This window comes from Blautia sp. MSK.18.38, assembly GCF_024460535.1.
GTDB lineage: Bacteria > Bacillota > Clostridia > Lachnospirales > Lachnospiraceae > Blautia_A > Blautia_A fusiformis.
On record NZ_JANFYP010000005.1, the window covers coordinates 23,674 to 39,042 of the forward strand.

General features: G+C 45.4%; 10 protein-coding genes and 1 riboswitch. Of the genes, 1 reads left to right on the top strand and 9 read right to left on the bottom strand.

What is annotated here, in order from left to right; all coding sequences use genetic code 11:
* Positions 1 to 155: 155 nt before the first annotated feature.
* Entirely contained in the window at positions 156 to 1,544 is a 1,389-nt protein-coding gene (locus NE638_RS04670; RefSeq protein ID WP_022426190.1) for an MATE family efflux transporter, read from the top strand.
* A gap of 127 nt (positions 1,545 to 1,671) precedes the next feature.
* Here the strand turns inward: NE638_RS04670 and NE638_RS04675 are convergent, their stop codons facing one another.
* From NE638_RS04675 to NE638_RS04715, 9 genes are all read right to left on the bottom strand, one after another.
* The gene (locus NE638_RS04675) at positions 1,672 to 2,307 is read right to left on the bottom strand and encodes an ECF transporter S component (protein WP_147602659.1); all 636 of its coding nucleotides are present in this window, start codon (positions 2,305 to 2,307) and stop codon (positions 1,672 to 1,674) included.
* A 136-nt stretch (positions 2,308 to 2,443) separates the two neighbouring features.
* Positions 2,444 to 2,561, bottom strand: a riboswitch (FMN riboswitch).
* Positions 2,562 to 2,671: 110 nt separating this feature from the next.
* Complete coding sequence (locus tag NE638_RS04680) at positions 2,672 to 5,812, bottom strand: fibronectin type III domain-containing protein (protein WP_173745836.1); 3,141 nt, start codon at positions 5,810 to 5,812, stop codon at positions 2,672 to 2,674.
* A 295-nt stretch (positions 5,813 to 6,107) separates the two neighbouring features.
* Positions 6,108 to 7,412: a phosphomethylpyrimidine synthase ThiC gene (thiC, locus tag NE638_RS04685; RefSeq protein WP_118608864.1), complete on the bottom strand. Its 1,305-nt coding sequence runs from the start codon at positions 7,410 to 7,412 to the stop codon at positions 6,108 to 6,110.
* 475 nt (positions 7,413 to 7,887) lie between these two features.
* Positions 7,888 to 8,889 (bottom strand): bile acid:sodium symporter family protein, encoded by a 1,002-nt coding sequence (locus tag NE638_RS04690; protein WP_173739473.1) that lies wholly within the window; start codon positions 8,887 to 8,889, stop codon positions 7,888 to 7,890.
* A gap of 3 nt (positions 8,890 to 8,892) precedes the next feature.
* Entirely contained in the window at positions 8,893 to 9,732 is an 840-nt protein-coding gene (panC, locus tag NE638_RS04695) for a pantoate--beta-alanine ligase (RefSeq protein WP_022426185.1), read from the bottom strand.
* A 101-nt stretch (positions 9,733 to 9,833) separates the two neighbouring features.
* A complete protein-coding gene (panD, locus tag NE638_RS04700) occupies positions 9,834 to 10,226 on the bottom strand; it encodes an aspartate 1-decarboxylase (RefSeq protein WP_015526224.1) in 393 nt (130 codons plus the stop codon).
* Between the two features lie 512 nt (positions 10,227 to 10,738).
* Positions 10,739 to 11,602: a mechanosensitive ion channel family protein gene (locus NE638_RS04705; protein ID WP_330383034.1), complete on the bottom strand. Its 864-nt coding sequence runs from the start codon at positions 11,600 to 11,602 to the stop codon at positions 10,739 to 10,741.
* Between the two features lie 284 nt (positions 11,603 to 11,886).
* Complete coding sequence (locus NE638_RS04710) at positions 11,887 to 14,043, bottom strand: Tex family protein (protein ID WP_173745837.1); 2,157 nt, start codon at positions 14,041 to 14,043, stop codon at positions 11,887 to 11,889.
* Between the two features lie 72 nt (positions 14,044 to 14,115).
* Positions 14,116 to 15,063 carry an L-lactate dehydrogenase gene (locus tag NE638_RS04715; RefSeq protein WP_015526226.1) on the bottom strand — a complete coding sequence of 316 codons (948 nt, stop codon included), beginning with the start codon at positions 15,061 to 15,063 and terminating at the stop codon, positions 14,116 to 14,118.
* Between the last annotated feature and the right edge of the window lie 306 nt (positions 15,064 to 15,369).

Below are 15,369 nucleotides of genomic sequence, written 5' to 3' on the forward strand. Positions count from 1 at the left end.
CTAAAAACATTTTATCCCATCCAAAACCAAAGGTCAATTTTTTATACTTACACTCACTTCACAATAGTGCTATAATAAATACTCTGCTATAAAATTAAAAATCCACTTATCACATTACCAAACAGCTACTGTAGACAAGAAAGAAGGAAAAAACATTGAAAAACCAGACCAATGCTGCCCAGGCCGAAAACCCTCTGGGAACCGCCCCTGTAGGCAGCCTGATCGCCAAATTCGCCATTCCCGCCATCATCAGCATGCTGGTCAGCGCTCTGTACAATATCGTTGACCAGATCTTTATCGGCCAGGGCGTAGGAATGCTTGGAAACGCCGCCACAAACATCGCATTTCCCGTAACCATTATCTCTACTGCTGCTGCATTGCTCCTGGGAATCGGCAGCGCCTCCAATTACAACCTGGAAATGGGCGCAGGAAACGAAAAAAAAGCCAGCTCCATTGCAGGAACCGGACTCTCCGCGCTGATAATCTCCGGTACGATACTCTCTGTCATCGTCCTTCTGTTCCTGAAGCCACTGCTTCATTTTTTCGGCGGAACACCGGACGTCATGCCCTATGCCATTGATTACATGGGGATCACCGCCATTGGACTTCCCTTTTATGTTTTAAGCACAGGCGGCAACCACCTGATCCGAGCAGACAGGAGTCCTACCTATTCCATGACCTGCATCCTGGCCGGTGCCGCCATCAACACCATCCTGGACCCGCTTTTCATCTTTGGATTCGGCTGGGGCATCAAAGGTGCAGCCTGGGCAACCGTGATCGGCCAGATCGTATCCGGACTTCTGATCATCTTTTATTTTTCTAGACTCCGAAAAATGTACCTGGACCACTCCATGCTGATTCCTAAGGCACGCAATCTGTCTGCCATTTTTTCTCTGGGAATGGCATCCTGTATCAATCAGGTTGCCATTGCTGCAGTGCAGATCGTCATGAACAATACACTTCGCCATTACGGAGCACTCTCCGCTTACGGAAGTGATATTCCAATCGCCTGTGCAGGGATCATTTCCAAAGTCAATCAGGTATTTATGGCCATCTGCATCGGAATCTCCCAGGGCTCCCAGCCCATCTGGGGATTTAACTACGGCGCCGAAAAATACAGCCGTGTACGCCAGACATACCGCTATTCCGTAACCTTATGTACTGTGATCGCAACCATATTTTTTATCTGCTTCCAGTTCTTCCCGCATCAGATCGTAGGCATCTTCGGAAACGGCAGCGACCTGTACTTTCATTTTGCAGAAAAATATCTCCGCATCTTCATGCTGATGACCTTTGCCAACGGGATCCAGCCTATGTCCGCCGGCTTTTTTACCTCCATTGGAAAAGCCAGGCTTGGTGTGATCATGTCCCTCACAAGGCAGGTGCTCTTCCTGCTGCCGCTGATCGTCATCTTCCCGGTCTTCTTCGGAATCGATGGCGTCATGTACGCAGGACCAATTGCAGATACCTCTGCATTTGTGCTGGCCGTTGTTTTTGCCAGACGTGAGCTTGGAGTCATGAAAGCTGCAGAACAAAACGCCTGACATAAAAAATGCCATGTAATTTACTGCCCATCGGCAATATATTACATGGCATTTCTCACATTCTCAGATATTTATCTGAAACCACCAATTTCTGATCTTTTCTTCATCCTCCGGCAGCTGCTTATGATCAGTCACCCTTCAGTACAACACGGATCTTCTTATAAATTACAAATACGATCAGAGATGTCAGTGCATATTTAAAGATATTAAACGGAGCAATGATCAGCAGTGCAAAGGTAAGCAGTCCGTTTACGGAGCCGTGTACTGCGCTTCCCATCTGGATAAAGGTCTCGATTGGCATTCCAAACGCCTTACCGTAAGCCGGAAGCAGCACAAAGGCATTGACAAAGCATGCAAGGATCGCTGTCAGAACTGTTCCCACTGCCATACCTGCAACTGCATGTACTCTGCTCTTTTTGTGACGGAAACGATAGATCAGACCGGCCGGTACCACATAGGCACATCCAAACAGGAAGTTGGCAACATCACCAACACCGGCAGTCATGGTTCCCTTCGTCACAAGATGTACGAGAATCTTCACAAGTTCGATCAGGATACCTGCCACAGGTCCCATAGCGAAGGTTCCTACCATAACCGGTACCTCGGAAAAATCAAGCTGATAAAAAGACGGTGCAAGAAACGGGATCGGAAACTCAAGATTCATTAATACTCCTGCCACAGCACCAAGCATGGCTACCTGCGCGATGGTCCTTGTTCTGCTTCTTTCCACGGCATTTCCTCTCTGTAATATCTGTTCACTCATAACTCTCTCTCCTTCTTCAGAAATATTCAAAGAAAATTTCCACAAGAAATCTTTATGCGAAAAAAATTTCTATTTCTTCACATAAAAAGCCCCGGGAGCTTCTTCCCGGGGCACTGAGCACGTTCTTTAAATACTGCGCGTTCTTCTCTCATCCAGACTTTACTGTCGGTTCCGGAATTTCACCAGATCAGCCGCCAAAGCGGGTCGCGGACTATACCGCCGGTAGGGAATCACACCCTGCCCCGAAGAAATTTTCTTTTTTATGAGTTCATTATAACGCGCTCTTTTTATAATTACAAGGCTTAATTCTGTCACAGAAGCATTCTGCTCCATTTATATAAATCTAAGATCCACTCCTTTATGATCAAACCCAGATTTTCTTTACCGTACTCCAGCTACTGTAAAGAACCTTTTTTCCGACTCTTTTATATGACCGGATGCGGACATAATAGGTCTTTTTGTTTTTCAGTCCTGATATCTTATATCTGGTCGCAGACTGTTTTCCAACTGTGACCGTTTTTCTTTCTTTTGTAAATCTGCTGTCTGCTGCATACTGGATCTGATAGCCGGTTGCCTGTATATTTTTCTTCCAGCTTGCGGTAAAGGATCTGTTTGCTTTTTTCAGTCCTGTCAGCAGAGTTTTTGGAGGCAGGATCTTAAAGGTAAGCGTTTTGTTGATACGACTGTATTTTCCGGTCCCTCTGACCTGCACAGTTCCAATTCCGGAATTTTTATTATTTTTGTAATACAGCTTATAAGCACTCGAACCGATCTTCTTTCCATTTACAGTTACGGTTACTGATGGCCGGATGGTTTTTCCCGTATAAGTGTAAGAGGTTCTGTTTAGCTTAACATTGCTGACAAACTTTTCTGTCTTTTTTATGATCTTGAAATGAATGGTTGCGGTACCTTTATAATAACCGGTACCATAAATGGTTACCGTTGCCACACCCGGATACTGATTATCCTCGTAGTACATATAATAATCTTCGCCGGCTTTCAATCCGGGGATTACGATGGCAGGTGTGAGTTCTTTTCCTGTATATGTCTGATCAGCTATTGGATCCGCAGCCGGTAGTTTTCCGTAAATAGTAAAATATAATGTTTCCGATCCTTTATAATTGCCGATTCCCGTGAGCTCTGCACGAGCTTCACCAGGCTTTTCATTATTAACATAGGTTACCGTATAATCTTTTTCCTGTACCAGTCCGTCAATTACCACTTCCGGTTCCACTTTTTTTCCTTTAAAGGTGGTTTCCAGGTAGGTTTCATTATTTTCCGCAAAATAGCACACATACATTCCATTTTCATCTGGCGTAATCTTGAAACTCCGCTCTACTGTACCGCAGAAAATATCTTTTCCCGTGATCTTTACAGTCGCAGTTCCTGCATTGATGTTATTTTCATAAGTTACTTCATAATCGGAGCCCTGCTCAAGTTCCGGTGCGGATTCACTGGATTCTATTTCGGGTTCATGGCTTTTTCCATTATATTCATAGTCTGAAGTGATCTGTTCAAACCATTCATTCTGAAGCGGTATCCGGTTGTCTGCTGACAGCTCCACAAACGTGTAGCCACGGTCCTCTGCGTATTTCTGAAGTGTGGAATCCTTTTTTCCCGCGATCAGTGCTGAATCCCTGAACGCATCATCCGCCCAGACAGTATCTGTGCTCAGTACTCTTATCCTGCACCCGGAAGACAGACGAAGTCCATTTTTCCCAACTGATTTTACAGATGCGGGAATTATAATATCACAGATCCCTGAACTGCTCTGGAATGCATATTCACCGATTTCTTCCAAGCCTTCGTTTAGGACAGCTTTCGTAAGCGACGAACAGTTTCCGAATGCACCTTCTCCAAGGCTTCTGACACTTCCCGGGACTGTTATGGAAGAAACATTTACACAGTAATAAAAAGCATAGTCTCCCACGCTTACAGTTCCATCCGGAATCTGGTAATCTCCGGAACGTCCGGACGGAAACACGATCAGTTTTGTGCCATCCTTGCTGAATACCACTCCGTCTTTTTCAGAAAAATACGGATTTTCCGGATCTACTTTAATTTCTGTCAGACTGGACTCAGACAAGCCCTCCACAAAAGCAGCCAGCCCTATAGATGACACGTTTTGGGGAATCGTAACAGATTTCAATTTCTCACAGTTGTAAAAAGCATTCTTTTCGATGGTTGTAAGCGAATCCGGCAAAGTAACAGACTCTATATCAGAAGCCTGGGTGCAATACTGGAAGGTACTGTTTCCAAGAACCGTTACTTTTCTTCCGTCAATGGTATCCGGAACTACGATATTTGTATCCGTTCCTTCATACTGATACAGCCTGAGTGTTCCATCATTCAGAATCTTATAAGAATAGTCATAGTCCATTTTGGACAATTCATAATGTCTGGGGGCATTTCCCGTATATCCGCAGTCAACCAGATATCTTTCTCCGTCAATGATGACTACGGAGTTCCTGTGACCGCTTCCCGCCCCCGGATCATTTGCCGCATACCTTGCATACACGGTCAGTCCCAGTTTTTCGCACATATAGTTCACTGCGCTGGTATTGGCCCAGCAGTCTCCGCCGCCATCCAGCATCAGGCCTGTATAGCCGGAATGATACTGACTGTAATTGAAGTTGTTGGCAAGCCATCTGGCGATCGTCTCAACCTTTTTATAATCGGACATTTCCGCAGTAATATTTTCTTTGAGGAATGTATCCATTTTTTGTTCTGCGTAATACTCCGCATAATCTTTAAGTATGAATTTATAATAAACGGTACTGTTTCCATCCTGTACAGAGATCAGGGTCTCTCCAAACATGTATTCCCACTGGCTCTTTACGTCATTTCCGTTTTTGTCTACATAGGTTACATACTGCATTTTAGGAGTAACAAGACCAGTTTTGCTGACTTTCGCAGTATAACCAGAAACAACCGTATATACCGGATTTTTGCCGGATGTCTGGATCTGATAAGATGTCTGCATGGTATCCGGCATGGAGATCACACTGCTGTAAGTATCATTCATCGCATACAGATATATTTCTGTGCTCTCCACATCTGTTTCTTTTTCGGAAGTGCCTGCTGCCGGAATATCATCTGTGAATATATCTTCCTGCTGCTCCTGGTTTTCTCCGTCACCAAAAATTTCTTCCGGTGCCGCAGCCTCCTCTGTATCCTCTGTTCCTTCTGCTTTTCTGATGACCGCCGAAGGTTCTTCCAGAATTAATCCTTCATCAGAATCCTGTTGTATTTCCTCACTCTCTGAGCTTTCAGCTTCATCCGTTTCCGTTCCGATATCTGATCCCGGAAACTCTTCTTCTGTAATCTGATCTGTGTTTACGGTATTTTCTGATTCCTCAGAATTCCCATCATCTGTAAAAGTATCAATGGCGTCTGTCATATCCGTCTGTGCGTCTGTAAAATCTTCGGCCGCCACCGGTCCACATGGAACAACAGACATACATAATGACAGACCAAATGCTATCAATTTTTTCGGAAATTTCATTTCGTACCTTTCCTTCCTTTTTATGTAAACTGTTTATATGTAAGTTCTGTTTTTATTATAACGCGGCCCTGTCTTTTCGCAAGCTGCAATAATGTCCCCTACTCTGCAAAAAAACCGCTGTGATCTTCATTTTAGATCACAGCGGTTTATGTTTTATTATCGGAACATCAGACTTTCCACAATTTCAGCATTACTGTTCTTTCCATATCCGCATTCGATCAACCAGTTTTCTGGCTAGATACTGCCAACACCACGTTCTACTGTGATGCTGCATGCTCATATGCATTCTGTATTCTTACAGAATATCGATATGTTCTCCTGCAAGTGCCTTGTTCATGCTTCGTACTGCGCAGAATTTACCGCACATGGAGCAGGTATCATCATGCTCCGGTTTGCGCTCGTTCCAGATACGTTTTGCTGTTTCTGGATCCATGGCGCATTCCCACTGTGCCTCCCAGTCAAGCTTTCTTCTGGCATCTGCCATCTTGTCATCGATCTCACGGGCACCGCGGACACCTTTGGCAATGTCTGCTGCATGAGCTGCGATCTTAGATGCCATGATTCCCTGTTTTACGTCCTCAAGATTCGGAAGTGCAAGGTGCTCGGCCGGTGTTACATAGCAGAGGAATGCTGCTCCGGACATAGCAGCTACTGCTCCGCCGATCGCGGATGTGATGTGGTCATATCCCGGTGCAACGTCAGTTACGATAGGTCCTAATACATAGAACGGTGCACCCTGGCAGATAGACTGCTGTACTTTCATATTTGCCTCAACCTGATCAAGCGGCACATGTCCCGGTCCCTCAACCATAACCTGAACGTCCTTTTCCCATGCACGTTTGGTCAGCTCGCCAAGACGTACAAGCTCCTCGATCTGGCATACGTCTGTTGCGTCAGCCAGACATCCCGGACGGCAGGCATCACCAAGGGAGATGGTCACATCATACTCGCGGCAGATATCCAGGATCTCGTCGTAGTATTCATAGAACGGATTCTCCTCACCGGTCATACACATCCATGCAAATACAAGAGATCCTCCTCTGGAAACGATATTCATTTTTCTCTTGTGATTACGGATCTGATCGATGGTCTTTCTTGTGATTCCACAGTGAAGAGTTACAAAGTCAACACCATCCTGTGCATGGAGTCTTACTACATCGATAAAATCTTTAGCTGTCAGCGTATCAAGATCTCTCTGATAGTGGATAACGGAATCATAAACCGGAACGGTTCCGATCATTGCCGGACACTCGGATGTCAGCTTGCGTCGGAACGGAATGGTATTTCCGTGGGAAGAAAGATCCATGATAGCATGGGCGCCCATGTTTACAGCTTCCATTACTTTCTGCATCTCTACATCGTAGTCCTTGCAGTCTCTGGATACACCAAGGTTTACATTGATCTTGGTGCGGAGCATGGAACCTACGCCCTCCGGATCGATACATTTGTGATTTTTATTTGCACAGATCGCCACCTTACCGGAGGCTACCAGCGGAAGCAGTTCCTCTGTTGTCATGCGTTCCTTCTTAGCTACGATCTCAAGCTCAGGTGTGATGATGCCTTTACGGGCTGCCTCCATCTGTGTACTGTAATCTCTCATGTAAAAAAAATCTCCTTCCATAAATTCTTTGTGTTTATACAACAAAAAACCGGTTGCTGCAACGCATACGCATCACGGCAACCGGCTCTTACTCTTACGTACTTAATGAAAATCTTCTGTACTTCTGATCTCTTCTGTACTCTCTGATCTTCTGTGTCTTTAAGAATCCTTCGTGCATATGTCCCTACGTTGGCATTATCCAAATCAGGTTATGGGTCAAGACATTTACAGTCTACTCTCAGCTCGCTTCAGCGGGCCCCCCTGTTTTCATATGTTGGGGACGTTTGTTCGTCCATGTGGTTATTATAGTATACCGGCTAAAATTTGTAAACCACAATTCTGCATTTTATGACTTTTTCTTTCGACATAATCTGTCATTTTATCTCTCAAACTCCCCGGGATCTTTCTTTACAGACATTCTTCCACAGCTTTGCTGTTCCCCGTCAGGAGGATATCCGCAATCCGCATTCACTGCTTATTGCTTTTCGCAATTACAGCAGTCGATTTCCCTGATCCGGTCAAGCTCTGCAAGGTTTTCTGCACCTGCACGGCGGATCCCCGCAAAAATGGAGCCCGCAATATTGTGCCATACACTGAAGATCGCGCCCGGAAGTGTTGCAAGCGGATTGGCTGCAAAATTAGCTGCTGCCAGTGAGACAGCAAGGCCACTGTTCTGCATGCCTACCTCTATAGCTATAGCTGTTGTTCTGGAATACTCCACATGGAAGATTTTTGCAGCCAGAAATCCCAGCATCATACCGCAGAAATTGTGGATCGCCACTACTCCAAGCACCAGAACTCCACAGCTTACGATCTTCTCTGCATTTACAGCCACAATTCCTCCGATGATCATAACAATAGCTACAACCGACACCAGCGGCATAACGTCGGATACCTTATCCACATGCTCTCCCGCAAGGCTCCGAAGAAAAACTCCCAGGAGAACCGGGATCAGAATTACCTTTACCACAGAAAGCACCATGGCCCAGAAGGATACTTCCACCCAGGCTCCTGCCAGAACATATACAAGAAACGGTGTCATCAGCGGTGCTGCCAGTGTGGAAACTATAGTCATTCCCACAGAAAGCGCTACATCACCTCCTGCGATATAGGTGATCACATTGCTGGCTGTTCCGCCCGGACAGCATCCCACCAGGATCACTCCCAGCGCCAGATCTGCCGGAAGGTTCATCACTTTACACAGAAGCCAGGCGATCACCGGCATAATGGTATACTGAGCCACTGCACCGATCACCACTTCTTTGGGTCTGGAAAAAATTGCCCGGAAGTCATCCAGTTTTATGGTCAGACCCATACCAAACATGATCACTCCCAGAAATACAGACGTATAGTTCGTCATCCAGGAAAATCCGTCACGCCAGAAAAAAGCCAAGCAGGAAAAAGCGATGATAATGATCCCGATATATCTGGATGCAAGGCTGCTGATAATTCCGATTTTCTTTAAAACTTTCCCCATACATTATACCTCGTAGCTGAAGTTGTCGATCAGTCTTGTTTTTCCGATGTAAACAGCCATTGCTACAAGAACGCTGCGGTCAGCTTTTTCCACCGGCTGCATGGTAAGTGCATCTACCATGGATACATAATCAATCTTTGCCAGAGGCTCTGCTTCGATCACTGCTCGCATTTTTCCGAGAAGCTCTTCTGCCGGGATTCCTGCGTGAATGGCTTCCTGTCCGGCTTTTACTGCCTTTGACAGGCAAAGAGCTGCTTTTCTCTCTTCAGGGCTTAAGTATGTATTTCTGGAGGATTTTGCAAGTCCGTCCTCCTCACGGATGATCGGACAGCCTACGATCTCAATATCGAAGTTCAGATCACGCACCATCTTGCGGATGATGGCCAGCTGCTGTGCGTCTTTCTGTCCGAAATATGCTCTGTCCGGTGCCACAATGTGGAACAGCTTGGTCACAACGGTACACACACCTTTGAAATGGATCGGACGTGTTTTTCCGCAAAGTGTCTCTGACAGAGTATCTATACTTACAAATGCGTGGGGATCATGATACATCTCGGAAGGCTCCGGGCAGAAGATCAGGTCTGCTCCCAGACTTTCGCAGAGTTTGCTGTCACGCTCAAAGTCTCTCGGGTAGGCTTCCAGGTCCTCGGTAGGACCGAACTGTGTAGGATTGACGAAATCGGATACCACTACGATATCATTCTGCTCTCTACATTTTTTGATCAGGCTTGCGTGTCCCTCATGGAGAAATCCCATGGTTGGCACAAGGCCTACTGTTTTTCCTTCTTTTTTCCACGCTTTGATCTGTTTTCTTGTTTCTTCTACTGTTTTTGTTACCTGCATTGTGCTCTCCTCTTTTCCGGTTCTGAAACCGGTTTTCTTAATAGATTCGAGATAGCCTCTTTTCTGAATTCACCTTCGTCTTATTATCTTCCTGATCTGCGTCAGGCCATATCCTTCAGCAGTCCGTGTTTCTCATAATTGGTCACTCTGCTGATCCTGTTCTCTTCATCTACAAATACAACTGCAGGCTTGTGAGTACGGGCTTCTTCCTGCTCGTACTGTGCGTAAGCCATGATGATGATCTTGTCACCGGTGCTCACACATCTTGCTGCTGCTCCGTTCAGGCAGATCATACCGCTTCCGCGTTCTCCGCAAATGGTGTATGTCTCGAAACGGCTGCCGTTGTTCACATCTACGATCTGGACCTTCTCATATTCCAGTATCCCGGCAGCTTCCAGCAGTTCCTCATCCACAGTGATACTTCCTACATAATCCAGTTCCGCCTGGACAACGGTTGCTCTGTGGATCTTTCCTTTTAACATCTCTATTGTCATCTTATATAAGTCCTTTCCTGCAGGGAATAATTTTCAAGTGGATAAAAGCATCCGCTTCTGTATTTAATAAAAAAGCGTCTCGGGGTACACTTCGACCCTGAAACGCTTCTGATTGATTCCCTGTATATTGAGTCCTGTTTTTTATACACGAAAAGCATGCTCTTCAACAGTTGCTCAAAATTCCCATAACTGTTGTAACGCCTTCGTTATCATCGATACAGGCTCGTATCTTTTATAATTTTCATATATCCGTCCGTTCCCGATCCCGGGTTCCGGCTGGCTATTTTTATATAAGATTCCAGTGATTTCAGCCAGAGTATAGTTTTGAGTCCAAATACTATCTCTGTGGGGTATTATTGCACCCCGACACTGGTTTGTCAATAATTTTCATATTCTCTATTATCGTGAATGGCAGTAATAATCCCAAAACCAGTTACTTTCATCAAAAAACCCTCCCACACAGCAATTTCTCTGCCATGTGAAAGGGCTTTAGCTTTCTTCCTTTATGCACATTATTTATGGATATGCACATCCAGCTGATTATAAGGAATCTCAATTCCATAATAATCAAAATCTTCCTTGATCCTCTGGTTCAATCTCCATCTGGCTGCCCAGTAGCGGTCGGTATCTACCCAGACACGAAAGCCCATGATCACAGAGCTTTCTGCCAGCTCGTCTACAAATACCACCATCTCTTCGTCTTCTCTTGTATCCGGATCCTCGGTGAGGATATCTTCCAGGATATCCTTGGCCTTCTGGATATCTGCATTGTAAGAGATCCCCACTTTGATCTCCAGCCTTCGCTGATCCCTTGCTGTTACGTTGGTGATGGTCACATTGGAAAGAGTACCGTTCGGGATCACGATGTGCTTGTTATCAATGGATAACAACGTTGTATAACAAATCTCGACCTTGGCTACCGTTCCCTCGCTTCCGTCCTGTCCGTTAACGATGATGTAATCCCCTACCTGGAAAGGCTTGAACAGAAGAAGCATCATGCCTCCTGCCAGGTTGGCAAGTCCGCCCTGGAGGGCAAGACCCATAGTAACACCTGCAGTTCCGAGAAGTGCTGCCAGAGATGATTCCTTTACTCCAAAGCTTATGGATATGTTAAAGATCAGGAGTATGTAAAGTACGATCTTGACCAGTGAGGACATAAACTGTGCCACTCCTGTATCCAGCCTGGATTTTGTCAGTGATTTCCTCACAAACTTTACGATCCATTTAATTACCGTGCTTCCTACCCAGAAAGCAACAATAGCCAGAACAACCTTGATTCCGAATTTCGTGATGTCCGGCAGATAATTTTCAAACATCTGCCTGTACTGGCTTACCTGATTTCCGACCTCCTGCACGGTCTGTACAGTACTATCCAAATATAATCCCTCCTGTCTGATCGATTATTCGATATACATATGCGGATCGATCTATGAGCTTCAAAGCTTATTTCTGATATAAGCATTTCCTATAATCCGCATCTGGTAATATAATAATACAGCAGTGGTTTTTCCCTGTAAACCTGATTTCTCCGGTTCTATAAAGTATAGGGTATAAACCACTGCTGTATTTCTGTTATAGCTTTATTGTATATCTGTCCGGTAATCCGCCGCAGAATGCTGCAGAATATACTTGCCTGCTTCTCTTTACTCAGTTTTTCTCTTTATTTACTGATTCCCTTCATGGAAAGGCTGATACGTTTTTTCTTCATATCAACACCAAGAACACGGACATCCACGATATCTCCCACACTGACTGCTTCCAGCGGATGTTTGATGAATTTCTCGCTCATCTCGGAAATATGGACCAAGCCATCCTGATGCACACCGATATCCACAAAAGCACCGAAGTCAATAACATTGCGGACAGTTCCCTTGAGGACCATGCCTTCTTTCAGGTCCTTCATATCCAGGACATCGGTACGGAGGATCGGTTTCGGCATCTCGTCACGTGGATCTCTGGCAGGTTTTTCCAGTTCCTTTACGATATCACGTAAGGTTGGCTCTCCGATCTCCAGCTCCTTTGCCAGTTTTCCGTAATCGCGGATCTGCCCAGAAATACCGGTAAGCTTACGCTCTGCCACATCTTCCGGTGTGTAGCCCAGCTTTTCCAGGAGTTTTTTTGCTGCGTCATAGCTTTCCGGATGGACACTGGTTGCGTCCAGAGGATTTTTGCCTCCTGTGATCCGTGTGAAACCTGCACACTGCTCAAAGGCTTTCGGACCAAGCTTGGCAACCTTAAGAAGCTCTCTTCTTGTCTGGAAACGGCCGTTTTCCTCACGGTAGGCTACGATATTCTTTGCGATGGCCTTGCTGATTCCGGAAATATACTCCAGAAGGGATGCAGACGCAGTATTCAGATCCACTCCGACCTTGTTTACACAATCTTCCACAACGCCGTTAAGGGCTTCTCCCAGCTTTTTCTGGTTCATATCATGCTGATACTGACCGACACCGATGGATTTCGGATCGATCTTTACAAGCTCTGCAAGCGGATCCTGTACACGTCTTGCGATGGATGCGGCGCTTCTCTGTCCAACATCGAAATTCGGGAATTCTTCCGTGGCAAGCTTGCTTGCGGAATATACAGAAGCACCTGCCTCGTTGGTGATAACATACTGGACCTTTTCAGGGATTTCCTTAAGAAGCTCCACGATGATCTGCTCGGATTCTCTGGATGCCGTTCCGTTTCCTACAGAGATCAGTGTCACATGATATTTACTGATAAGCTTTTTCAGGGTTTCCTTTGCGGCACGGATCTTGGTCTCATTGGTTGGTGCTGTGGGATAAATAACTGTGGTATCCAGAACCTTTCCGGTAGGATCTACCACTGCCAGCTTGCATCCGGTACGGAAGGCAGGGTCCCAGCCAAGAACTACCTGTCCTGCAATTGGAGGCTGCATGAGAAGCTGCTCCAGATTTTTGCCAAAGACATGGATGGCACCGTCCTCTGCTGCCTCTGTAAGGGCGCTTCGGATCTCACGCTCAATAGCCGGTCCGATGAGACGTTTATAGCTGTCCTCAATGGCTTCTTTCAGAACAGGTATAGTGTATGGATTATCGCGGACGATCACCTGTTTTTCAAGATAACGGATGATCTCTTCCTCAGGTGCAAGGATCTTCACAGTAAGGAATTTCTCTTTCTCACCACGGTTCAGAGCAAGGACACGATGACCTGCAAGCTTTTTCACCGGCTCCTCAAAGTCATAATACATCTCGTATACAGACTGCTCCTTCTCATCTCTTGCGGTAGAACATATAGTTCCCTTATCCATTGTTCTCTTACGGATACTGATACGATAATCTGCTTCATCAGAAATGTGTTCTGCAATGATATCTCTGGCACCGCTGATGGCCTCTTCCACAGTTTTGACTTCTTTTTCCTCAGAAAGAAATGTTTTTGCCTCTTCTTCAAGAGGTTTCTTCGTCATCTGGAGAAGGATGATGTCGGCCAGCGGTCCCAGACCTTTTTCCCTGGCGATGATGGCACGTGTACGGCGCTTCGGGCGGTACGGACGGTAAAGATCCTCTACCACAACGAGTGTCTGCGCTGCCTCGATCTGTTTCTTCAGCTCCGGAGTCAGCTTGCCCTGCTCCTCGATGCTGCCCAGAACCTGAGCCTTTTTATCCTCAAGATTTCTTAAATAAGTAAGTCTCTCATTAAGATTACGAAGCTGTTCGTCGTTCAGTGTACCGGTTGCTTCCTTACGGTATCTGGAAATAAAAGGAATGGTGCAGCCTTCATCGATCAGCTTAACCGCTGCCTCGACCTGCCATTTCTCAACGTTCAATTCTCTGGTAATTACCTGAATAATATCCATTTTTATCTTTCTCCCGTTGTTTCAAATTTGCCTGAGGCTGCTTTTTCCTCTTTACACAGCTTCTGACATTTATCAAAGATCAATCTGTGCGATCACGTCCTTCAGAGCATTGGCGCTTGCATGAAGCTTCTCTGTCTCCTCCTCGGTCAGCGGAACACGAACGATACGTTTTACACCTTCCGGTCCGATAGAAGCCATGGTACTAAGACATACATCTTCAACACCGTACTCTCCGTGAAGCATGGTTGATACACTGACTATTGTATCAGATGCTGCAAGAAGAAGCGAGCAAAGTCTGCAAACAGATACGGCTACCGCATAAAATGTAGCACCCTTCTTGGCGATCACAGTTGATCCTGAAGTATGAACATACTCCAGAACCTCTTCTCTGTCAAGTGGTTGCAGATCTTTCTGATCCTCATGAACGATCTTGTCAAACTCATCAAGGGTCGCACCTGCAACAAAGGCTCTGGACCACGGTACAAAGGAAGTATCTCCATGCTCTCCGAATACATAGGCGTGGATGTTTTTCTCAGATACACCGTAGTGCTGAGAAAGTCTGCAGCGGAGACGGGCCGTATCCAGGGCGGTTCCGGAACCAAGGATCTGATTTTCCGGCAGTCCGGAAAGCTTTGCAAATGCATAAGTCATAATATCACATGGATTACTTACGATAATATAAAGCGCTTTGGGAGCCACCTTTACGATCTCCGGAGTAATACTCTTCATAATGTTGACGTTGGTCTGTGTCAGCTCGATGCGAGTCTGTCCCGGTTTTCTGGCAATACCGGAAGTGATGATCACAATGTCAGAATCTACAGCATCCGGGTAATCTCCTGCCACGATGGAGATCGGCTCACGGAAACTGGTTCCCTGCTCAATATCCATAACCTCACCTTCAGCCTTATCTTTGTTAATATCGATCAGAACAATCTCTGATGCAATACTCCTCTGTGATAAGGTATAAGCGATAGTTGCTCCTACACTTCCTGCTCCGATGATCGTAATTTTACTGCTCATATTTGTTCTCCTTTCAGCGTTGTTTGTCATTTTAATAACAACTTTAATTACACACATTCAAACATAACATAAAACATTGCCCTGTGCAATAAAAATTTTATTGTATTTCTCAGGTTAATTCCCGCTAATTTGTATTTCAAATTATTTAAACCGATTATATTTTCTGATATTTTCCCTATTATTCTGTATACATTCCTGTTATTTTTTTATCGATTTATAGAAGCAATTTCAGAAACCTAGCAAAAAACCTCTGAACTTCAAAAAAAATCAAGAAGTCCAGAGGTTTCTTTCACCTCTTATTATTGG